This is a genomic window from Haemophilus sp. SZY H36, from assembly GCF_018829625.1.
GTDB lineage: Bacteria > Pseudomonadota > Gammaproteobacteria > Enterobacterales > Pasteurellaceae > Haemophilus > Haemophilus haemolyticus_K.
On the sequence record NZ_JAHKKA010000006.1, the window covers coordinates 1 to 23,438 of the forward strand.

General features: G+C 39.0%; 13 protein-coding genes. 3 read left to right on the forward strand and 10 right to left on the reverse strand.

The genetic code is table 11. The features are described 5' to 3' along the window. From KP713_RS08270 to KP713_RS08290, 5 genes are all read right to left on the reverse strand, one after another. On the reverse strand, positions 1-6,026 hold a 6,026-nt coding region (locus KP713_RS08270), incomplete at its 3' end, for an ESPR-type extended signal peptide-containing protein (protein WP_215770379.1). Positions 6,027-6,662: 636 nt separating this feature from the next. Further along, the gene (locus KP713_RS08275; protein ID WP_080351522.1) at positions 6,663-6,758 is read right to left on the reverse strand and encodes a methionine/alanine import family NSS transporter small subunit; all 96 of its coding nucleotides are present in this window, start codon (positions 6,756-6,758) and stop codon (positions 6,663-6,665) included. Position 6,759: 1 nt separating this feature from the next. Continuing rightward, a complete protein-coding gene (locus tag KP713_RS08280; RefSeq protein WP_215770380.1) occupies positions 6,760-8,277 on the reverse strand; it encodes a sodium-dependent transporter in 1,518 nt (505 codons plus the stop codon). A gap of 167 nt (positions 8,278-8,444) precedes the next feature. Further along, complete coding sequence (gene lptD, locus KP713_RS08285) at positions 8,445-10,796, reverse strand: LPS assembly protein LptD (protein WP_215770381.1); 2,352 nt, start codon at positions 10,794-10,796, stop codon at positions 8,445-8,447. 62 nt (positions 10,797-10,858) lie between these two features. Beyond that, the gene (locus KP713_RS08290) at positions 10,859-12,154 is read right to left on the reverse strand and encodes an NAD(P)/FAD-dependent oxidoreductase (RefSeq protein WP_215770382.1); all 1,296 of its coding nucleotides are present in this window, start codon (positions 12,152-12,154) and stop codon (positions 10,859-10,861) included. A gap of 141 nt (positions 12,155-12,295) precedes the next feature. Here KP713_RS08290 and KP713_RS08295 point away from each other — a divergent pair, with 141 nt between their 5' ends. Beyond that, positions 12,296-13,348 carry an extracellular solute-binding protein gene (locus tag KP713_RS08295; RefSeq protein ID WP_046942905.1) on the forward strand — a complete coding sequence of 351 codons (1,053 nt, stop codon included), beginning with the start codon at positions 12,296-12,298 and terminating at the stop codon, positions 13,346-13,348. Between the two features lie 71 nt (positions 13,349-13,419). Here the strand turns inward: KP713_RS08295 and hslU are convergent, their stop codons facing one another. Together hslU and hslV are read right to left on the reverse strand one after the other, a co-directional pair. Beyond that, positions 13,420-14,748, reverse strand: a complete 1,329-nt coding sequence (hslU, locus tag KP713_RS08300) for an ATP-dependent protease ATPase subunit HslU (RefSeq protein WP_065264913.1) — start codon at positions 14,746-14,748, stop codon at positions 13,420-13,422. Positions 14,749-14,855: 107 nt separating this feature from the next. Beyond that, positions 14,856-15,377: an ATP-dependent protease subunit HslV gene (hslV, locus tag KP713_RS08305; RefSeq protein WP_215770383.1), complete on the reverse strand. Its 522-nt coding sequence runs from the start codon at positions 15,375-15,377 to the stop codon at positions 14,856-14,858. Positions 15,378-15,590: 213 nt separating this feature from the next. On the opposite strand from hslV, the gene aphA reads away from it, so the two are divergent. Next, entirely contained in the window at positions 15,591-16,298 is a 708-nt protein-coding gene (gene aphA / locus KP713_RS08310) for an acid phosphatase AphA (protein ID WP_065264915.1), read from the forward strand. A gap of 68 nt (positions 16,299-16,366) precedes the next feature. On the opposite strand, the gene secB is transcribed toward aphA, so the two are convergent. Together secB and KP713_RS08320 are read right to left on the reverse strand one after the other, a co-directional pair. Beyond that, positions 16,367-16,876 carry a protein-export chaperone SecB gene (gene secB / locus KP713_RS08315; protein ID WP_005629412.1) on the reverse strand — a complete coding sequence of 170 codons (510 nt, stop codon included), beginning with the start codon at positions 16,874-16,876 and terminating at the stop codon, positions 16,367-16,369. A gap of 13 nt (positions 16,877-16,889) precedes the next feature. Beyond that, a complete protein-coding gene (locus tag KP713_RS08320) occupies positions 16,890-17,336 on the reverse strand; it encodes a rhodanese-like domain-containing protein (RefSeq protein ID WP_005635667.1) in 447 nt (148 codons plus the stop codon). A 249-nt stretch (positions 17,337-17,585) separates the two neighbouring features. Between KP713_RS08320 and KP713_RS08325 the strand changes: the two genes are divergently transcribed. Beyond that, positions 17,586-18,908, forward strand: a complete 1,323-nt coding sequence (locus KP713_RS08325) for an anaerobic C4-dicarboxylate transporter (RefSeq protein WP_065264918.1) — start codon at positions 17,586-17,588, stop codon at positions 18,906-18,908. Between the two features lie 198 nt (positions 18,909-19,106). Here KP713_RS08325 and rpoC read toward each other — a convergent pair whose 3' ends face one another. Further along, entirely contained in the window at positions 19,107-23,375 is a 4,269-nt protein-coding gene (rpoC, locus tag KP713_RS08330) for a DNA-directed RNA polymerase subunit beta' (RefSeq protein ID WP_111407910.1), read from the reverse strand. Positions 23,376-23,438: the final 63 nt, after the last annotated feature.

Genomic DNA, 23,438 nt, shown 5'->3' on the forward strand with positions numbered 1-23,438 from the left:
TAATTGTGAACAGAATCAGCCAGTGAGCTTAAATCAATCACGGCTTTTTTGTTTGCAACCTTATTGCCCTTGCCGTCTTCATACGTCATTTCAACTTGTTTCGTTGTAGCATTGTATTTGTAATGGGTTGCCTCTTTACCCTCGGCCTTATCAGTTGTTGGGGCAATATGGATTTCATTACTACGCAATGCGTCAGCCGTATTGTGTAAGTCAGAAACATTTACCGCAGCATTTTGTGTACCTGTATCTGATGCAGCAACCTCTAATTTATTTAAGAAGTTATTTGCATCCTTACCCGCTGGAACAGTCGCGTTTTTGATTGCTGAACCAATATTGTTCACAATCATAGCTCCTGCAGTGGTGCTATTATTGCTATCTAGGAAAGATGCAATAACATTTGATGGATTAACTTCATCTGCTGAATTTGTGCTATTTGGTTTGTTATAGAACTTATAGCTACCATCAGGTTGTTTTACTGCATAAACCTTCTTACCTGATTTGTCTGTATAAACCACAGGCGTTACCGCTTCTACAGTGTAAGTGGTTTCATTATTCGTTGCGTCATCTTTCGATGAAACAATCACATTATCGCCTGCCGCCACTTTCACTGCTGTTTTAGCGACTTGTTTCACCGCACTTTTTGTCACAGCGACTTCATAGGTTGCACCTTTTTCACCGTATTTTGATGTATCTGTCGTAGATGGTGTAACGGTGGCAATGTTGTCGTCGCCTGTAGCGGCTTTCACTTTTTCAGTTGAAAGGCTTGCTTTGAGTTTGCCATCCTCCCCAACGGTAATGGTGTCACCATCGGTTTTAACGGTAACTTTATTGTCACCATCCACTTCTAAGCCTTTGCCAACAGCTACATCATATTTCACGGTAGTGGTTTTGCCATCCATGTTGGTGACAGTTGCAGTTGTGCCTGTGCCGTTTGCGAAGTTGACAGTGTCATAAGGTTTAACAAAGTCAATGTCGCTACCATTACCTTGAAGGTTCCAGCCTGCATTTAGCACATCACCCACAGTAGCTGCATTGTTAACATTTACAACATTATCACCTGTACCTGTGATATTTGGCGCTTCTTTTGATTTTGTCGCGTTACTTTGGGCGTTATCACCGCTCGCTGTGTTGTTTTGAGTGCTTGGTAAATTACCCTTCACATTCGTGATGTGATTGTCACCATTGCTTAAACCTGTGTTGGTTAGGGTGACATCTGGTTTTTTGGTTTCGCCAGCTGCTGGAGTGATTGCATTAATGGTAATGCCGCTATTGTCAACTTTGGTGTCACCCATTGTTATAGAGCCTGCGCTGGTTAGGTCTACGTTATTACTTAATGCAAAACTATAAGTGTGATTTTTTTCACCATCAACTGTTTGTGTCACCGTTAAGTTTTTGCCTGCATCAAAGTTGACTGTTGTTCCATTGGCTACATCTTGAGCGGAGGCACCAGTGGAGCCATTGCCTGTTGCATTTGCTTTAAATCCATAATTGTGAACAGAATCAGCCAGTGAGCTTAAATCAATTACGGCTTTTTTGTCCGCAACATCCTTACCCTTACCATCTTGATAAGTCATCACAACTTGTTTTTTATCCGCATCATACTTGTAGTGAGTTGCTTCCTTACCCTCGGTTTTATCAGTCGTTGGAGCAATATGGATTTCATTACTACGCAATGCATCAGCCGTATTGTGTAAGTCAGAAACATTTACCGCAGCATTTGGTGTACCTGTAGCTGATGCAGCAACCTCTAATTTATTTAAGAAGTTATTTGCATCTTTACCCGCTGGAACAGTCACATTTTTGATTGCCGAACCAATATTATTCACAATCATGGTGCCTGCAGTGGTGCTGTTGTTACCATCGTAGAATGATGCAATCACGTCTGATTTGTTTACAACCTCGCCTGTGCCATCTGCATTTTTAGTGAATTTATAGCCATTGCCATCTTTCACTTTGTAAACACGATTGCCTTGCTTGTCAGTGTAAACCACAGGTGTAACTGCATTCACGGTGTAAGTTTTTTTACCTGTTACTGCATCAGTATCCTCGTCAACTAACACATTGTCACCCGCTTTTACTACCGAGCCTAAAGTAGTAATAGCCCTTTTACCATCATTAGTAATATTGGATAAATCGTTTTTAGCAACACCTTTGATTACTGCTTTCGTATTTGTTACATCTTTATTGTTGCCGTCCGCATAGGTCATGGTAATGTTGCCGCTTGCATCAACAGTATATTCGTTGCCATCTGTTGTTGGCTTGATGTGTTTCTCATCTTCTAGGTTTGCTACCTTGTGCGTTACGTCGGAGTTATTTCCACCTTTCGTCGTATAGGTGATGCGGTCGCCATCATTTTTAATGCTGATAGGGTTATTGCTCTCACCCAACTTAATTTCTTTTGTGTGAACACTATCAAGGTCTTTCAAATTGCTATCCAAAGCAAAAGTAAAGTTGTTTGTGTTGGCTTCGCGTTTTAAACGTAGGTTTTTGCCTGCATTTAAACCTAGTGTTTCACCTGCTGCCATTGCAGTACCTTCAGATTCATTGGTTTTAGTTTCACCTGTAACCTTGTCATCTGAGTCTTTTGCTATGGTAAACCATTTGGCGTTATTAACCGCTTTTACTACAGTATCAACAGTAGCAAGTTTACCTGAATCAGTTTTTGACGGCTCTAGCGGGTCTTTATGAATTGTAACTTGTCCTTTTTTACTAGTACCTTCGGTATTTGTTACCGAATCTACGTCTCCGGTATTTGCAGTAAGCTTATTACCATTAGAGTCAATTTTTATTGTGGTGTTATCTACGTTTACATCATAGCTAATCGTTGCCCCTTCGCTTGCTTCAGTCACAACCTTGGCATTGGTAGCATTGCCTGACTTAAAGTTGACGTAATCACCTGGGTTGATTAAAGAGCGAGCCCCTCCATTGGTGTATAAATTCCAACCTGTTTGATTGACTTTATCTGCTACATCATAAGCTGTAGCTAAGGCATATTTATTAGCCTTGTCTCCTGTTGGTACAACAAATCGACCTGTAGGCTCATTCTTCCCTTTTGTTGTTTTAGAAACAGTGCTGCCATTTACATCAATTTGAGTAATTGGTGATTTTTCTTCCGTTTGGATTGTTTCCGTGACTGCTTTAAATTTAATTGTAGATAAACCGTTGGCTTCGGCGGAAGATTCGATTTCAATGCTTTTATCTGCATTAGTGAAGTCAACTTTATCACCTGGATTTACCAGACCAACTTTGTTACCTTTTGCTCGCACTTCCCAACCACTTTCATTGATTGCCTTTGCAACAGCAGTCGTTGTAGCTAAACCTGCTGTGGTAGAAGATGATTTGCCATCCGTCGTAGAGAATGTTCCTTGTGTAGTGCTAATTTCTAATTCATTATTACTTGCTTTGGTTGTAATAAAACTATCTGTCGCACCAACAACAGATAAACGTTGATCATGTAAACGTACATCACCTTTTGTATTATTGTCACCTTTGAAGGCAAGGTTCACGGATTTTAATTGCGCTACGTTTACCGCGTCATCATCTGCTGTACCTGCTGCTAAGTGGTTAATTTGACGGGTTTTGTCACCATTACCAATGGATAATCCCGCAAGGTTAGAGGTAAGCGTTTTTCCATTGAGTCCGCTATAGTGATTTGCTCGCCCATCATGTGTAGATGCATCAAAGCCAGTTTGACCTGAAGCTGCAGTTGTTTCTGATTTTGAACCTAAAGCAATACCATCAGCGATGTTTGCTACGGCACCTGAGCCAATGGCAACAGCGTGATCTTTGCTAGCTTCTGTTTTATTGCCATCATTCTGATCACCTGCACCTAGTGCAATTGAATTATTACCTGTACTTTGAGCATTTCGACCAATTGCAATTCCTCGAGCACCATTACTGTAAGCTTTATCACCTATTGCAATTGCACTAGTGTGTAACGTTGTTGCAGCATTACCAATTGCTACTGTACGAGCTTGTTTACTGATTGCACCGTTACCGATCACAACAGCGCTGTCAGCATTACTTTTTGCTTTACCAACATTTAAGTCATATTGTTCATCATTTTTTAATGCTGTCGCTGATTTACCAATTACTACAGCGTTATTTGCAGATGAGGCTGCATCTTTGCCAATTGCAATTGCGTCTTTCCCAGTTGCACCATCATTATTTTCGTTGGCGCCACCCTCTGACTTGACTGAGAAATATTTGATTTTATATTTAGGATTTATTTTTAAATCCCAAACAGTCTTATTTGGATCGGTGGTATCGGGATTAATGGTAATATCCCCATCTTTAGAGGTCACGTTATAATGTTTGATTGTTCCCACAACAGCCTTTAACTGCGCCACGTTGACGGCATCAGAATCTGCACTACCTGGTGCAAGATTGGTGAGTTGGCGAGTGGTTTCACCATCTTTACCTAAAGAAACAGCGCCTGCATTTCCGTGAATTGTGTTTTTTACTCTCTTAAGTACTTCTGGGTCATCAATTAATTTAACTGGTGAGTAAACATCGGAAATTTTTTCACTATCTTGAGAAATACCAGTGGATTTGTCTATATTTTTATCATTTATTTGAACATGATTTGGGTCTAACGCTGTTCTAGATGATGATGAACCTTGACCTAATGCTACGCCGCCTGCTGTGGTTACGGATGAACTGCGGCCTAGTGCAGTACCACCAGTTGCGACTGACGTCACACTACTGTGTGCGCCTATAGCAGTTGAATCTTGTGCTGCTGCTATGGCTGTATTACCAAAGGCAGATGCGTCGGCTGCGGTAGCTTCAGATTGATTACCAAATGCAGAGGAATACCCTTTATCTGCAGTAGCTTTAGCTTGAGAACCGAAGGCTACAGAGTGGTGAGATGCATTTGCTGTATTACCAATGGCAACTCCCTCGCCTCCAGTTGTTTTAGTCTCATTCCCCAAGGCGATAGAGTTATTACCTGCTGCAATTGCTTTTTTACCAACGGCAATAGCTTGTTGATCTTTTGATTCAGATTCTGTACCAATAGCAATGCCATTAGTTGCCGCAACATTTCCATTTGTTGCGCCCACTTTAGCTCGATCACCTATCGCAATAGTACCATCATTTTTTGCAATAGCACCAGCACCAATGGAGGTTGCTTTTTCTCCAGAAGCTTGGGCTTGATCGCCTACAGCAATAGTTGAGTTAGCGGACGCATTTGCCATTTTACCTACAGCAAGCGCTGCCTTTGCAGTAGCGTTAGCGCTGGCTCCAATTGCAGCAGAATCTTGCCCCGTGGCTTTTGCGCCAACACCATCTTCTAATTTAGAATACTGCTTACCTTCCTCATTAGTTCTGATTGGTAGAGAGTCTATTGCTGCTCCACCTATAGCTAATGAAGATTGACCTGTAGCGTTCGCTTTTGTACCTATAGATGTTGAATAAGTATTTGTTGAGGATGCTTCTTTACCTAATGCTACAGCATAATCTTCTGTTGCGGACGCTCCTTTCCCTAAAGCTGTTGAGTACGTCCCCTGCGCTTTAGCGCCTTCACCAAATGCAGATGCGTTTTCGTGATCAGCAATTGCTCCAGCACCTACGGCAGTTGCAAAATTGTGGATTGCTTGTGCATGTGCACCAATTGCAGTTGTTGCAACATGAGTGGCTTGGGCGTGTGTACCTACTGCGACGCTAGATTGATTTGACGAATGAGTGACCTCTTTGCCGTTTTCAATTTTTAACTCAGCTCCTGAAGTTGCCTTATAACCAATTGCTACATCCTCATAAGCTCTTGCATTTGATTCTCCGCCAACGGCGACTGCATCGTGAGAAGCATAGCTTTGGATACCAAATACAACAGAACTATTATCTTTAGCGCTCCCTACTTCATTAGCAGATTGAGCCTGACCAGAAATAAGGATTCCAGAAGTTGCAGCTAAAACTACCGCACTTAATGTTTTACTTGATTTTGTTTTGCCTTTTGCACGGCTAAGTTCGGAAACGGCAACCCATGTTTGTGTGATCGTATTCCAAATAACTTTATAGATATGATTCATATTGATAATCCTATATTAATTTAAATGCACGCTCTCAGGCGTGAGATAAGTGAAAAAAATAAAGGCTTGGGAAAAGCGTATAAATACCTTTATATTGTTAAGGAAAATAAGAAATAACAGAATGTTTAAATTTCCACTCTGAAATTCCATCTTAAGAAAGATTAAAACCTAAACCTAGAACTCGTTAAGATTGTTAATAAGTGAAATGAATGTATTTTCTTTGATGTATTAAATGCAATATATGTGGTTAATAAATGATAGGCAACATTCCATGTTGCGTTATTCAGATGAGACATTTTTATTATTCTTAAAAAGAAAGGAACTTATCTGTCAAAGATAAATACAACTAAAAAATTAATGACTTCACTCCAATAAGTTAACTTGCCCATTAATAATCCAAACTAGGTAGAGACAAGTTAAAGATCGGATCGGATAGATATTCTACATAATATTAATGGAAATGAGAATAAGAAATTTATAAATTAATGTAAAGATTCGCTTTTTTAGATAACCCCCTACGGCATGAATGAATTTTATGCCCCTCCCAATAATATGATATGAGTTAAGCTGATGTTATTAAATTATCAAGCGAGCTAAAAAAATAACCGCACGATTAAAGTGCGGTTAATACTATACTTATTTTTCTTTAGGCAAGCGTATCAAGGCGTAGATAAAACCGCCCCAAATAACGCCAAAAGCCACAATCATCATAATAATTGCACTCAAACTCATTTTACTCTCCTTTTTTTTCATCAAGGATTAATTGGGTATCATTTTTCCATTTTAAGCGAGAAAGCATAAACGCCACAATTAATAAACTGATAGCCATTCCCCAGCCAAAAATATTGACAAACCAGCTTGGGTATCCTTCATATCCTTCAGAGAAGACTTTGGCGCCCTCACTAAATAACATAAATGCTAAAATACCTGTGGTCAGCACAATACATAAACGCCAGAAAAAGCCCACTTTGAAAGAAGAGGTTTCATTTAAATGATCGCCCAATAACCCTAATTTTTCATTTGCCACAATTGCAATTAATGATACAAATGCAACAGCAACAATACCAAAATAGTTCACGAATTTGTCAAAGACATCCAACATTGGCAATCCTGTTGTCGTACCAAATAAGAGCACTGAAACCAGCATCATTGGTACACCCACGATAAAGGTTACTTTCACACGGCGAACACGCAGCTTATCTTGAATAGCAGAGATGATCACTTCAATAACAGAAATGAAAGAAGTCAATGCTGCAAACGTCAATGAACCAAAAAACAAGACACCTAATACTTCACCAAATGGTGCTTTGTTAATAATGGTTGGAAATGCAAAAAATGCTAAACCAATTCCGCCTTTTGCTACCTCACTTACTTCTTGGCCTTGTGCCGTTGCAATAAAGCCTAATGCCGCAAAAACACCTACGCCTGCTAACACTTCAAAACTACTATTTGCAAAACCTACTACTAATCCACTTCCGGTTAAATCTGATTCTTTTTTAAGATAAGAAGCATATGTCACCATAATTCCAAAACAAATTGAGAGAGAAAAGAATATTTGTCCATATGCGGCAATCCATACACTTGGATTAGATAGTTTTGACCAATCTGGTGTAAATAAAGCATCTAAGCCTTTTTCTGCACCAGGTAAAAATAAAGAATAAATAACCAAAGCAATAAACATAATGACTAACACCGGCATTAATACCGATGAAACTTTTGCAATGCCTTTTTGTACACCAAGTGAAAGTACACCGAGGGCAATAATCCACATCGCAATTAATGGGCCGGTGACCATTCCCACAAACTCAAAACTCACCCCATTTTTGATGTCGCCCATTTTCAGAAATTCACCAATGAAAAAATCGATCGGTTTATCTCCCCAAGCACCATTAATTGAGAAATAGGTGTAACTTGCAGCCCAGCCAAGCACAACGGCATAATATAAGCCAATGATGACATTCACCATCATTTGCCACCAGCCAAACACTTCAAAATGTGGACTAAAACGACGATAAGACAATGGTGCCCCACCACGGTGACGGTGCCCAATCGCATAATCTAAAAATAAAAGAGGAATCCCTGCAGTTAATAATGCAATAAGATAAGGGATAATAAAAGCGCCCCCACCATTTTCATAAGTGGTATAAGGGAAACGCCAAATATTACCAAGGCCCACCGCTGAGCCAATGGCAGCCATAATAAACGCGTTACGACCAGAGAAGGTTTCACGCTTTGGTGCAGATTGCGCCATAAATTGTTCCTATAAGTTAGAATGAAAGCTGTCAATATAATGAAATCTTTACATCAGTCAATAAAAGAGATGAAAGTGCGGTGAAATTTATACTAATTTTTGGTGAAAGCGCTTTCGTTTAAAAAAATGAGAAAACCGACAGCAATCGCTATCGGTTTTAGAATGGATTATTCAAGGCTAAATGCACGGATGTAAGGTAACTTACCTTTTTCGAGCATATCATCAATACCATTTTGGTAATTATTTGTACCTAGACCACGTAATTCTAAGGTAAAACCAATACCATGATCATAGAGCACAGAATCCTCATCTTGATGTTGACGGCTTGTCACATAGCGTCTTGCACCAATTCCGGCAGCCCAACAACAAGTGTTATATTGAATACCAAGATATTGTTCAACAGGTTTTTTAAGTGCGAGATCATGATAATATTTGCCCACAACCGACCAGTTATCTGAAACTTCCCATGCAGTAACAAGCCCTATCTGCTGAATATCTTGACGATAAGCATTTGCTGATCGCCCTAAATTTTGATCAATATAATTTTGACTAGCGTAACGATAATTTAATTGGATTAAATTATCCTTTGCAGGATTATATTCCAATGATGTATTCGCTAACGATGTTGCGTGCGTATTCGTATCATATTGATAACTGCCACGCCAACGCCAATGCTCACTCATTTTCCAGTTAGACTCTAAAGCCCAAGCTGATGACGATGTTGGCGTTTTATTTACGGGGTTATCATCAATACGTGAATCATTTAAATAATAAATTTGACCAGCTGATAAATTAAAGCGTTCATCACCCGTTTTATCATAAAAGCGAGTTGTTCCACCTAATGTCATTTGATTCGCAGAGGAGATTCTATCTAATCCACTGTAACGGCGATCACGGAAAAGCGAATAATAATCTTGCTGTACCAATGCGGAATCATAACCAAATCCTAAATAATCACTCGTACGTTGTTTTGAACCAATATTGCTTTGATCACGATAAGGGCGATATAAATATTGAATGTGTGGTTCAAAAGTTTGAGTGTAATCTTTTAAGAAAGTGGTGTCCCGAGCTAATACAGTTTGTAAATCAAGCTTAAATTGTGGAATGACACGATTTATGTTTTTCTGAACCTCTTCCGCATTCACTCCAGAACCCTTTTTCTGCTCGTAACGTGTGCCATAAAGTTTAGTTTCTACTTTCAAGCCACCATATTCATTTGACATTGATGAAGCTAAACTTGGTTCAATGTGAAAACGCCATGCCGTTGGCATGAGATCACTGTCATTATCAAAACGTACAGCTTGAGAATACCATTTAAAATCTAACCATCCATTGGCTAAATCATGTTTGTAATAATTAAAGTCCATTTGTGGCATCGCACGATAAGGACCAATAGATAGATTTTCATCAAAAACTTGGAACTGGCGCGCTGAAAGCGAGAAATTATAATTAGGTTTATAGTAAGCAATTCGCGCATACTGATCTGCATAGCCATCTGTGCTGCTACCGTATTGTGAATCAAAGTCGTTAAAGTAACGTTTATCACTCACTCGTGTATAATTTACATTAAAACGCCAGTTTTCTAAGAAGCTTGAACTGTGATTCCAATAGAATAAATGGCGTTTACGTTTATCACTAATATATTCGTCATAACGATCTCGGCCTAGATATTCTCCTGCAACTTTTCCTTCCCCTATAGAGGTTAAATAGCGAAATTCACCATTTAATTGCCAACCACGATGCGACATGTATTTAGGCGTAACCGTCATGTCGTAATTCGGTGCAATATTCCAATAAATCGGTTGCATATACCAGAAGCCATCACGGCTAGATGAGCCACCACTTGGAATCAATAATCCCGAACGACGGCGATCACCAATTGGTAATTGCAAATAAGGGGTATAAAAAACAGGCACGCCATGCACTTTAAAACGTGCATGCCACATTTCAGCATATTCTTCTTTTACATATTGACGGATTTCGGATGCATCTACCGCCCAGGCATTATCACCTCGTAAACAAGAGGTAAATGTGGCATTTTTCATTATACGGTAATCATTTTGTAAATTGATATGTTCTGCCTTGCCTCTTCCTTGTCGCCCAACCAATTCATAATCCGCATTTGTGGCATGGCCGTCATGGCTATCTAAATTAAAATCAGCATTTTTCCCCAGCATATTAAGTTGATTATCTTTATAATCAAATCCACCTCGTATATAGACAAAACGCTGTGGAGCTTGATGATTCCCCGATTGTTTCACTTCAACAGAATCTGCCATTAAATGACGATTTCCCTGTCTTACATCTACGTTACCTTGATATACGGCCTGTGTAGGCTGATTAATCTCTGCATCATCAGCTTCAATATAGACGGGTAAGGTATTTAAGTCCCCCTGTACCACTTCGCCAGTAAAGTGTGGTACCCCCATTAAACATTGATCACGTAAATCCGCCATACTTTGCTGACTGTAAAGTGCGGTGAAAATAGCAAGAGAAACTAAGGTTTGATTTTTATTCATAATGCCGTTCTGCTGTAAAAAATATCTACGATTATACGGGAAAAATGTGTTTCCGAATATTATTAACGATAACGATCTAAAAATTTGTAATACTGTACACCAATCTTTGTCGCAAGATCTTTGATAATTCGACCACCATAAACAGAAGGGACTTTCAGACTTTCAAAAATAGATAAGCGTTCATCATTACCTAAAATTGCCTCGGCTACAATTCGCCCCGCAAGACCTGTCAAAGCCACACCATGACCAGAATAACCATGAGCAAAATAAATGTGCGGAGAAATACGACCAAAATGTGGCGTTGAATTTAACGTCATATCAATCGGGCCAGCCCAGCCATAATCGATTTTTACATTTTCAAGTTGCGGGAATACGCGCAACATATTTTTCCGCATAATCGCGACCATATCTTTTTCTGAGCTAGAATCACTACCAAAAAGAAGACGATTGTCAGCACTCAAACGATAATAGTCTAATAATAAATTATTATCGCACACCGACATTCCATTATTAATAACAGAATCAGCAACCGCTTGGCTTAACGGCTCTGTGGCGATAATAAAACTTTCTACAGGTAATATTTTACGATTAATTCCGTGGTGAATAGATTTCGGGAGCGCATCAATATAAGCATTGGTGGCTAAAATGACGTCTTGAGAAATCACCGCACTTTTAGCTGTTTTAACCTCAACGCAACCATTTTTCTCAACCATATCCACTACGGGAGATTGTTCAAAAATCTGAACACCCAGTTCGACACAAGCTTTCGCTAAACCTAGGCAATAATTAAGTGGATGTAAATGCCCTGAGTTACTATCAAATAAGCCCCCCACATAAATATCACTGCCTAAGTGCTGTTTTAATTTAGCCTTATCCCAAAGTTGCATATTCTGATAGCCAAAATTCCCATGACTTTCTTTTTCAATTTCAATTAAGTCATCCATTCGGCGTTCATTTAATGCCAATGTGGCATAGCCTTTTTTCCAGTCGCATTGAATGCCATATTTTTCAATACGCTCATCAATAATATCAATGGCCTCTAATGACATATTCCAAAGTTTATGCGCTTTATCTTCGCCAACTTGTTTAACGTATTCATCAATGCCTTCTTCAAAGCCATTAATTGCCTGCCCACCACTACGACCAGAAGCACCAAATCCTACTCGAGCACCCTCTAATACAATAACTTTTTTTCCTTTTTCCGCCAGTTCTAATGCCGCAGATAAACCAAAAAAGCCAGCTCCGATCACGCATACATCAGCATGTTCAATTTGAGTGAGCGGCGGGAATTGAAAATCTTGGTTACGAGAGTCGAAATAATAAGAGCGAACGTGTTCTTGATAGGCAAAATTAAGCATAAAAAATCTCTTAGGAAAAAACTGGCAAAATCTTACCCCGAAAGGGAAATATGTCAAACCTTTTACGAAAAAAATGCTATACTGCGCGCGCGCAAAATTTGTGCGTTTTATGATGAACGATAACCCTCGGAGGTCAATAAATTGAAAAAATTCTTTGCTCACTCACTCAAAAATCTTTTCCTTTCCACCACCGCACTTTTCGCGGCATCCGCTTTTGCCAATAACAAACTTTACGTCTATAACTGGACAGACTATGTACCTTCTGATTTAGTCGCACAGTTCTCTAAAGAAACCGGCATCGAGGTGATTTATTCTACCTTTGAAAGCAACGAAGAAATGTACGCGAAACTCAAACTTACTCAGAATACTGGCTCTGGCTATGATTTGGTGTTTCCATCAAGTTACTACGTAAATAAAATGATTAAGGAAAAGATGCTTCAACCGATTGATCAAAGTAAATTGACCAATATTCATCAAATCCCTAAACATTTATTAAATAAAGAATTCGACCCAGAAAATAAATATTCATTACCTTACGTTTACGGACTTACTGGTATTGAAGTTAATGCGGATGAGATTGATCCTAAAACCATCACCAGCTGGGCGGATTTATGGAAACCTGAATTTAAAGGTAAAGTTCTTATGACCAGTGATGCGCGTGAAGTGTTCCACGTAGCATTATTACTTGATGGTAAATCGCCAAATACCACCAATGAAGAAGACATCAAAACAGCTTATGAACGTTTAGAAAAACTTTTACCAAATGTAGCGACCTTTAACTCTGATTCGCCAGAAGTCCCTTACGTACAAGGTGAAGCAGCAATTGGTATGATTTGGAATGGTTCTGCTTATTTAGCACATAAAGAAAATCCATCTCTCCAATTTGTGTATCCAAAAGAAGGCGCAATTTTCTGGATGGATAACTATGCGATTCCAACTACAGCAAAAAATGTTGAAGGTGCGCATAAGTTCATTGACTTCTTACTTCGTCCAGAAAATGCCAAAGTTGTGGTAGAACGCATGGGCTTTTCTATGCCAAATGAAGGAGTCAAAGCATTACTCAGCCCAGAAGTTGCCAACGATCCTAAACTATTTCCACCCGCATCAGAAGTAGAAAAAGGGATTATGCAAGGTGATGTTGGTGAAGCTGTCGATATTTATGAAAAATATTGGAGCAAATTAAAAACCAATTAATTTCTTAATTTAAAAAAGCAAAAAAGTGCGGTGAAAATTCACCGCACTTCTTGTATCAGAAAAGAAAATACTTAAAGAATAAAACGACTCAAATCTTCATTTTCAACAACGTCATTTAACGCTTCAGAAACATATTTTTCATCTATCACAATTTTCTCCCCCGCGCGTTCACTTGCGTCAAAAGAAATTCCGTCCATTAAACGCTCTAATACAGTATGTAAACGACGAGCACCAATATTCTCCGTTTTTTCATTCACTCTAAACGCTGATTCTGCAATTTTACTAATGCCATCTTGAGTAAACTCAACTTCCACACCTTCTGTTTTTATTAACTCACGATATTGCAATGTAAGTGATGCATTTGGTTCAGTTAAAATACGCTCAAAATCTTCTTTCGTCAGGGATTTCAATTCCACTCGGATTGGCAAACGACCTTGTAATTCTGGCAATAAATCAGATGGACGTGCTATTTGAAATGCACCAGAACAAATAAATAAAATATGATCCGTTTTTACCATACCATGCTTAGTATTCACGCTTGAACCTTCGATAATCGGTAATAAATCACGTTGTACGCCCTCACGCGAAACATCACCACCTGAGTGTTCACCTTTTTTACAAATCTTATCAATTTCATCAATAAAGACGATACCGTTTTGTTCTACCGCATCAATGGCTTGTTGCTTAAGCTCTTCTGGATTGATGAGCTTTGCCGCTTCATCATCAATTAAAACTTTCAACGCCTCTTTAATCTTCATTTTGCGTTTTTTAGTCTTCTCTGTACCTAGATTTTGAAAGAGCGACTGCAATTGACTTGTCATCTCTTCCATACCTGGAGGCGCCATAATTTCTACCCCCATTGATACTCCAGCAGATACATCAATTTCAATTTCTTTATCATCTAACTGCCCTTCACGTAGTTTTTTACGGAAGATTTGACGCGTACTAGCATTGTCAGAATCCTGCACATTTCCCCACTGATCTTTTGCTGGAGGAAGTAACACATCTAAAATACGATTTTCTGCAGCATCTTGTGCACGCATACGATTTTTTTCTACCGCTTGTTGACGAACCAACTTCAGGGAAACATCCGTAAGATCTCGGATAATAGAATCTACTTCTTTACCGACATACCCCACTTCAGTAAATTTGGTCGCTTCTACTTTGATAAATGGTGCATTAGCAAGTTTCGCTAGGCGACGTGCAATTTCTGTTTTACCTACGCCTGTTGGACCAATCATTAAAATATTTTTAGGCGTTACTTCTTGACGAAGTTCTTCAGTTAACTGCATGCGGCGCCAGCGGTTACGCAATGCTATCGCCACTGCACGTTTAGCCTCATTTTGTCCAATAATATGCGCATCTAATTCAGAAACGATTTCACGAGGGGTCATTGACATAAATTATCCTTTATATAATGAAAATGTAGGAGAAATGCTTTTATTAACATGGATCACCATTTCATATTTGTATATGAAATGCGCTTTTCACACCTACATGAGTAAGTTTATACTTCTTCAATAACGTGGTTATGATTACTGTAAATATCGATATCACCCGCTATTTTTAGCGCTTCCGCGACGATTTCTTTTGCGGTTAAATCATTTTTAGTTCTAAGCAAGGCAAGTGCAGCAGCTTTTGCGTAGTTACCACCAGAACCGATAGCCAACACATCAAACTCAGGTTCAATTACATCACCAGAGCCTGATACAAGTAAAAAATCGCTGTCATTTGCTACAATCATCATGGCCTCTAGTTTGCGTAATGAGCGCTCTGTACGCCATTCTTTTGCCAACTCCACCGCAGATTTAACTAAATGTCCTTGATGCAATTCTAATTTTTTCTCAAATAAGTCTCGTAAAATAAAAGCATCAGCAGTAGAACCAGCAAAACCTGTCACTACTTTATCTCTATATAAACGGCGTACTTTACGTACACTTCCTTTTTCCACACAGTTACCAAGTGTTGCTTGTCCATCTCCACCAATTGCCACTTTGCCATTTTTACGAACACATACAATCGTTGTCATTGTTCTATCCTTTATTAAATAAAAGTTTTTCGTTATATGGTGATGAATTATCAGAATTCAAGTTAAAATATATTGTATATTTATTCATCAAAAGAAATTAAAAAATGTGATCATGATCATATTTTAACATCGAAAACGATTGCTTCTAATTGATTGACTCAATAAAAAGCGTATTATGACGCAGATTTTAAACCCAACCTAGAAGGATTCTCTATGAAAAATTTAATGAAATTATCTTTAGTGGCATTGTTAACTGCCGCTGCGATTCCCGCCATGGCTGGCAAAACTGAACCTTATACACAATCTGGTACAAATGCGCGTGAAATGTTGCAAGAGCAACCAATTCACTGGATTTCAGTAGATCAAATTAAAAAAGAATTAGAAGGCAAAGGCCCAATTAATGTCAGCTTTGATATTGATGATACCGTACTTTTCACCAGCTCTTGTTTCTATTATGGTCAACAAAAATATTCTCCAGGTAAACAAGACTATTTGAAAAACCAAGATTTCTGGAATGAAGTTAACGCAGGTTGTGATAAATATTCCATTCCAAAACAAATCGCTGCTGATTTGATCAAAATGCACCAAGAACGCGGAGACCAAATTTATTTTATTACAGGTCGTACAGCAGGGAACGTGGATGGTGTAACGCCTATATTACAAAAAGCATTTGATATTAAAAATATGCACCCTGTTGAGTTTATGGGCGGACGTGAACGCACAACTAAATACAACAAAACCCCGGGCATTATTGCGCATAAAGTTAGCATTCACTATGGCGACAGCGATGATGATGTATTAGCAGCTAAAGAAGCGGGTATTCGTGGTATTCGTTTAATGCGTGCAGCAAACTCAACTTATCAACCAATGCCGACTTTAGGTGGCTATGGTGAAGAAGTGTTAATCAATTCAAGCTATTAATTGACCGCACTTTAACAACAAAAAAGGCAAGTTAGGATTCCTAGCTTGCCTTTTGTTTTACCACTTAATTAGTGTTTAGTTTGACCTTCTTCAGATTTTTCTTCTGCATTTTCTGCTTGTTGACGATTCATATATTCAACAAACAATGCATCAAAGTTTACTGGAGATAAATTCAACGCAGGGAACGTACCACGATTTACTAAGTTAGACACTAATTCACGCGCATAAGGGAAAAGCATATTCGGGCATTGAGAAGTTAAACAATGCGCCATTTGAACATCTTCTAAACCGCTAATAGTGAATACGCCCGCTTGTTTTACTTCACAAATAAATGCGACATCACCACTATCTTCAAGTGTAGTTTCAACAGAAATGTTTAATACCACTTCATATAAGTCATCACCAACTTGGGTTGTTTCGGTGCTTAAATCAAAACCAAGTTTTGGTTTCCATTCTTGTTGGAAAATATGTGGAAGATTTGGTGCTTCAAAAGACACATCTTTCACATAAATACGTTGAATTTGAAGAACGGGTTGTTGTTCTTCTGTTGCTGCAACGTCTTGTTTTTGTTCTGACATTTTCTATTCCTTATTATTTATGTTTTTTAACTAAAGGTAAATTTGCCGCTGCCCATGCAGAAATGCCTTCTTTTAATACAAACACACGGTTAAAACCTTGTTTCGCTAAAAGTGTAGCTGAAGCTGGTGCGGAAACACCGTTAATATCTACCAACACAATTGCTTTCTCTTTGTGTTGTTCAATTTTACCGATGTTTTGATTTTTAATTTCGCTTGGAAGTAAATTAATGCTATCAATGATATGACCACGTTGAAATTCTTCAATACTACGTAAATCCACCACAATAGCTTCATCCGCATTGATTAAACGAATAACCTCATTGTGAGTAATTACTTTAAATTTACTCGTTGCACCTTTATAGAAGGTATAAATTACCATCACGAAAATCGCAAACCAAGAAACCGCTAAAAGAGTATGTTTTTGAGCAAACTCTGTTGCCATTGGGATAAATTCTTGCATTGTTTTCTCTACTAATCAAGTACGTCAAAATAGGGCTCAAGTATAACCGCACTTGGGTTATCTTTCAAAAAAATTCTTATGAACGTTAAACACCTTGAATTATACCTCTACAACTAAACTAGAAATAACTGTACTTTTGACTACAATTTATTGATCCATGTTATGGAATCGATACCTATTTGTTGCTATATTAGTCGCTGTTTTAACAAATAAAACAAAGATGTTTTTTTAATTAACTTAGGGGGCAGTATGTCTGCAATGTTCTTACTACAATTTGCCATCGTATTATTGTGTATCTTTGTGGGTGCACGTGTAGGTGGTATCGGTTTAGGTGTATTTGGTGGTTTAGGCCTTGCTATTCTTTCTTTTGGCTTTGGTCTAAAACCAGCAGGTTTACCTATTGATGTTATGTTTATGATTATGGCTGTAGTGGCAGCGGCAGCAGCAATGCAAGCAGCTGGCGGTTTAGACTACATGATCAAAATCGCAACCAAAATCTTACGTCGTAATCCTAAACACATTACATTTATCGCTCCAGCAGTAACTTGGTTATTCACTTTCTTAGCGGGTACTGGCCATGTAGCATATTCTGTATTACCTGTTATCGCTGAAGTGAGCCGTCAAAACGGTATCCGTCCAGAACGTCCAATGTCAATGGCGGTAATCGCATCACAATTTGCTATCGTAGCAAGCCCTATTGCGGCAGCTGTTGTAGCGGTCGTGGCTTACCTTGAACCTCAAGGCATCCATCTTGGCGACGTATTGATGGTAACTATTCCTTCAACCATCTTAGGTATTTTTATTGCTTGTTTATTTGTAAACAAAATGGGTAAAGAATTAAAAGATGATCCGGAATATCAACGTCGTTTAAATGATCCAAAATATGCAGATACTTTTGCTTCTACCACTTCAGTCAAAGAAGTAGAAGTGAGCAAAACAGCTAAAATTTCTGTTTCTTTATTCTTATTTGGTTCATTACTTGTTGTAATCATGGGTGCGGTTCCATCTTTACGTCCAGTATTTGATGGTAAACCAATGGGGATGGCACACACTATCGAAATCATTATGTTAGCGATTGGTGCGTTAATTATCTTAACTTGTAAACCAGATGGCACTGAAATCACTAAAGGTTCTGTATTCCACGCAGGTATGCGTGCAGTAATTGCAATCTTCGGTATTGCATGGTTAGGCGATACATTGATGCAAGCGCACATGACTGAAGTGAAAGAAATGGTAAAAGGCTTAGTTGAAACTGCGCCATGGGCATTTGCTTTCGCGCTATTTGTACTTTCAGTATTAGTAAACAGCCAAGGTGCAACAGTAGCGACATTGTTCCCACTTGGTATCGCATTAGGTATCCCAGCTCCAGTATTAATCGGTGTATTTGTGGCAGTAAATGGTTACTTCTTTATTCCTAATTACGGTCCAATCATTGCATCCATTGACTTCGATACTACGGGCACAACCAAAATTGGTAAATATATTTTAAACCATAGCTTTATGATTCCTGGTTTATTAAGCATGCTTTTCTGCTTATTAATCGGTTTAGGTCTTTCTCACATTCTTCTTTAAGATGTGATTCAATAACAATCCTCCTATATATTGAATTTTGCTTATCAGATTTATTCATTATATAGTGAGGATTTTTCTATTTATCATTCACTTAAACTATTTCCCGTCATACAAATAGCATATAACTTTTATAACCAAACTTTGAGTAGCTATAATAAAAAAGCCCCTTTCGGGGCTTTTTTCATCTCATTTGGAAAATTAATCTTCCATTTCTGAATTTAATAATGCAGCAAGATTTTGTGTAGCATCATCTGCGATCATTTCAAATTCATCAGCGATATCAGCATCACTTGCGAAAGCAGAAGCTACATCTTCCGCTGCTAATGTTGCTAAATCAGCCGCTTTTTGACGATTTTTAACTCGGCTTTGATGATACGCAAAACCTGTACCCGCTGGGATTAAACGACCTACAATTACGTTCTCTTTCAAGCCACGTAATTCATCACGTTTACCTGCCACTGCTGCTTCGGTAAGAACACGAGTAGTTTCTTGGAACGACGCTGCAGAGATGAAGGATTCAGTCGCAAGAGACGCTTTAGTGATACCCAATAATTCGCGTTCAAACTCAACCGGTGGTTTACCTTCTGCTTCACGTTGACGGTTGATGATTTTCACGCGAGCAACTTCGACTTGTTCCCCTTCTAGGAATTCTGAGTCGTAAGCTTTGGTAATTACTGCTTTACGTAACATTTGACGAACGATAACTTCTATATGTTTATCGTTGATTTTTACCCCTTGTAAGCGGTAAACATCTTGTACTTCGTTCACGATGTATTCAGTTACTGCACGCACGCCACGTAAACGTAAAATATCATGTGGTGTTTCAGCACCATCAGAAATTACGTCACCACGTTGCACCATTTCACCTTCAAATACGTTGAGCTGACGCCATTTTGGAATCATTTCTTCGTAAGTTTCGCCTTCTGAAGGAGTAATTAATAAACGGCGTTTACCTTTGGTTTCTTTACCGAAAGACACGATACCAGAAATTTCAGCCAAGATAGCTGGTTCTTTTGGTTTGCGTGCTTCAAATAAATCCGCAACGCGCGGTAGACCACCGGTAATATCTTTCGTACCCACAGATTCTTGCGGAATACGTGCTAATGGTTCACCCACTTTTACTGCTGCGCCATCGTCTAAACTTACGATTGCTTTACCCGGTAAGAAGTACTGTGCAAGAACATCAGTTTCAGGTAAGAAAATATCGTTACCATTTGCATCAACTAATTTAATGGTTGGACGTAAATCTTTACCCGCAGTAGCACGTTCACCCACATCTTGAACCACGATTGATGATAAACCTGTTAATTCATCAGTTTGACGCGTTACAGTTAAGCCATCAATAATATCAACGAACTTCACAAAACCAGATACTTCAGAGACAACTGGCATTGTATGTGGATCCCAATTTGCGATAGTTTCGCCCGCCGTTACATCTTGACCGTCACCTTTGCTTAACACCGCACCGTAAGGCACTTTATAGTGTTCTTTAGTACGACCAAATGCATCGGTAATAGTTAATTCAGTATTACGAGACGTTAATACTAATTTACCTTCATCATTAGTAACGAATTTCGCATTCATTAAGTGTAATGTACCAGTGTTTTTAACTTGTACACTCGATTCTTTCGCTGCCGCAGATGCCGCACCACCGATATGGAACGTACGCATGGTTAACTGTGTACCTGGCTCACCGATAGATTGAGCAGCAATAACACCCACTGCTTCACCTTGGTTAATTAAATGACCACGAGCAAGATCACGACCATAACATTTCGCACATACACCAAAATCAGTATCACAAGTTACAACAGAACGTACTTTTACGCTGTCTACAGAGTTTGCATCCAACACATCACAGAGTTTTTCATCTAATAACGTGTTACGAGGAATTAATACTTCTTCTGTACCAGGTTTTAAAATATCTTCCGCAGCTACACGACCTAACACTAATTCACGAAGTGGAACTTTTTCATCACCACCTTCGATTAATGGGGTCATGACTAAACCTTCGTGCGTACCACAGTCATCTTCTACGATCACTAAGTCTTGTGCTACGTCAACTAAACGACGAGTTAAGTAACCTGAGTTCGCAGTTTTTAATGCTGTATCCGCCAAACCTTTACGCGCACCGTGGGTTGAAATAAAGTACTGTAATACGTTCAAACCTTCACGGAAGTTTGCTGTAATTGGGGTTTCAATGATCGAACCATCTGGACGAGCCATCAAACCACGCATACCTGCTAACTGACGAATCTGCGCTGCAGAACCACGAGCACCAGAATCAGCCATCATAAAGATACTATTAAAGGATGCTTGTTTTTCAGGATTACCTTCGCGATTGATGACTTCTTCTTGAGATAAGTTTTCCATCATCGCTTTCGCTACGCGCTCATTCGCAGCAGCCCAAATATCGATTACTTTATTATAGCGTTCGCCTGCAGTCACAAGACCTGATTGGAATTGTTCTTGGATCTCTGCCACTTCTTCTTCCGCTGCAGAAATAATTTCATATTTCTTCGCTGGAATTTCCATATCATCAATACCAACTGATGAACCAGAACGTGCCGCATAAGCAAAACCGGTATACATAATTTGGTCAGCAAACATTACCGCTTCTTTTAAACCTAAACGACGATATGCTTCGTTAATCAGTTTAGAAATTGCTTTTTTACCTAATGTTTGGTTGAACAATGAATAAGGCATACCTTGTGGTGCAATCATCCATAAAATCGCACGGCCGATAGTTGTATCAGTTAACGTGGTTTTCGCATCAAATTCACCAACTTCATTCTTCACATATTCAGTAATACGTACTTTCACGCGAGAATGTAATTCTGCTTCACCAGTACGATATGCTTTTTCAGCTTCGCGAGGATCTTGCAATAACATACCTTCGCCTTTACCGTTCACTTTTTCACGGGTCATATAGTAAAGACCTAATACCACGTCTTGTGATGGAACGATAATAGGATCACCGTTTGCTGGTGAAAGCACATTGTTGGTTGACATCATCAACGCACGAGCTTCTAATTGAGCTTCAAGCGTTAATGGAACGTGTACCGCCATTTGGTCACCATCGAAGTCCGCGTTGAACGCCGCACAAACAAGTGGGTGTAATTGAATCGCTTTACCTTCGATTAAGATCGGTTCAAAGGCTTGGATACCCAAACGGTGAAGTGTTGGCGCACGGTTCAATAGAATTGGGTGTTCACGAATAACTTCTGCAAGAATATCCCAAACGATCGCATCTTCGCGCTCAACCATTTTCTTAGCTGCTTTGATTGTCGTAGCATAACCACGGCTTTCCAATTTAGCGTAGATAAACGGACGGAATAATTCCAATGCCATTTTCTTCGGCAAACCACATTGGTGTAAGTGCAAGTACGGACCAACAGTGATTACAGAACGACCTGAGTAGTCAACACGTTTACCTAATAAGTTTTGACGGAAACGACCTTGTTTACCTTTGATCATATCTGCCAATGATTTTAACGGACGACGGTTAGAACCCGTAATTGCACGACCGCGGCGACCATTATCTAATAACGCATCAACAGATTCTTGTAACATACGTTTTTCGTTGCGCACAATAATATCTGGCGCAATTAAATCTAATAAACGTTTTAAACGGTTGTTACGGTTGATTACACGACGGTATAAATCGTTCAGATCTGAAGTCGCAAAACGACCACCATCAAGTGGTACTAATGGGCGTAAATCTGGTGGAAGAACTGGTAATACAGTCATTACCATCCATTCTGGTTTATTACCAGATTGAACAAATGCTTCTAATAATTTTAAGCGTTTAGTGATTTTTTTACGTTTAGTTTCAGAATTAGTTTCTTGTAATTCTTCACGTAATTTTTCACATTCAACTTCAAGATCCATACCTTTTAAGAGATCTTGAATCGCTTCAGCACCCATTTTCGCTTCAAATTCATCTTGCCAACGATCTTCAGCGTCAAGGTATTGTTCTTCAGTTAATAATTGACCGCGCTCTAAATCAGTCATACCCGGTTCGGTCACGATGTACATTTCAAAGTAAAGTACACGTTCAATATCGCGCAATGGCATATCTAAAAGTAAACCAATACGAGACGGCAATGATTTTAAGAACCAAATATGTGCAACTGGCGATGCAAGTTCAATGTGCCCCATACGTTCACGACGAACTTTAGTTTGGGTAACTTCAACACCACATTTTTCACAAATCACACCACGGTGTTTTAAACGTTTATATTTACCACATAAACATTCGTAATCTTTTACAGGCCCGAAGATACGCGCACAGAAAAGACCATCACGTTCAGGTTTGAACGTACGGTAGTTAATGGTTTCAGGTTTCTTCACTTCACCAAATGACCAAGAACGGATCATATCTGGGGAAGCTAACCCAATTTTAATCACATCAAAATCTTCACTGGTTTTTGACTGTGCTTTTAAAAACTTAACTAAGTCTTTCACAAATGTTCTCCTGTCGGAGTTAAAGGTTTAAAGTGCGGTTAAAAATTTCGATGTTTTTCCACC

What these genes read in the sequence shown, in the direction of transcription:
- KP713_RS08280 (WP_215770380.1), bottom strand. Translation starts at nt 8,277, where the DNA reads ATGGCGCAATCTGCACCAAAGCGTGAAACCTTCTCTGGTCGTAACGCG.
- KP713_RS08275 (WP_080351522.1), bottom strand. Translation starts at nt 6,758, where the DNA reads ATGAGTTTGAGTGCAATTATTATGATGATTGTGGCTTTTGGCGTTATT.
- lptD (WP_215770381.1), bottom strand. Translation starts at nt 10,796, where the DNA reads ATGAATAAAAATCAAACCTTAGTTTCTCTTGCTATTTTCACCGCACTT.
- KP713_RS08325 (WP_065264918.1), top strand. Translation starts at nt 17,586, where the DNA reads ATGTCTGCAATGTTCTTACTACAATTTGCCATCGTATTATTGTGTATC.
- aphA (WP_065264915.1), top strand. Translation starts at nt 15,591, where the DNA reads ATGAAAAATTTAATGAAATTATCTTTAGTGGCATTGTTAACTGCCGCT.
- hslV (WP_215770383.1), bottom strand. Translation starts at nt 15,377, where the DNA reads ATGACAACGATTGTATGTGTTCGTAAAAATGGCAAAGTGGCAATTGGT.
- KP713_RS08290 (WP_215770382.1), bottom strand. Translation starts at nt 12,154, where the DNA reads ATGCTTAATTTTGCCTATCAAGAACACGTTCGCTCTTATTATTTCGAC.
- KP713_RS08320 (WP_005635667.1), bottom strand. Translation starts at nt 17,336, where the DNA reads ATGCAAGAATTTATCCCAATGGCAACAGAGTTTGCTCAAAAACATACT.
- hslU (WP_065264913.1), bottom strand. Translation starts at nt 14,748, where the DNA reads ATGTCAATGACCCCTCGTGAAATCGTTTCTGAATTAGATGCGCATATT.
- secB (WP_005629412.1), bottom strand. Translation starts at nt 16,876, where the DNA reads ATGTCAGAACAAAAACAAGACGTTGCAGCAACAGAAGAACAACAACCC.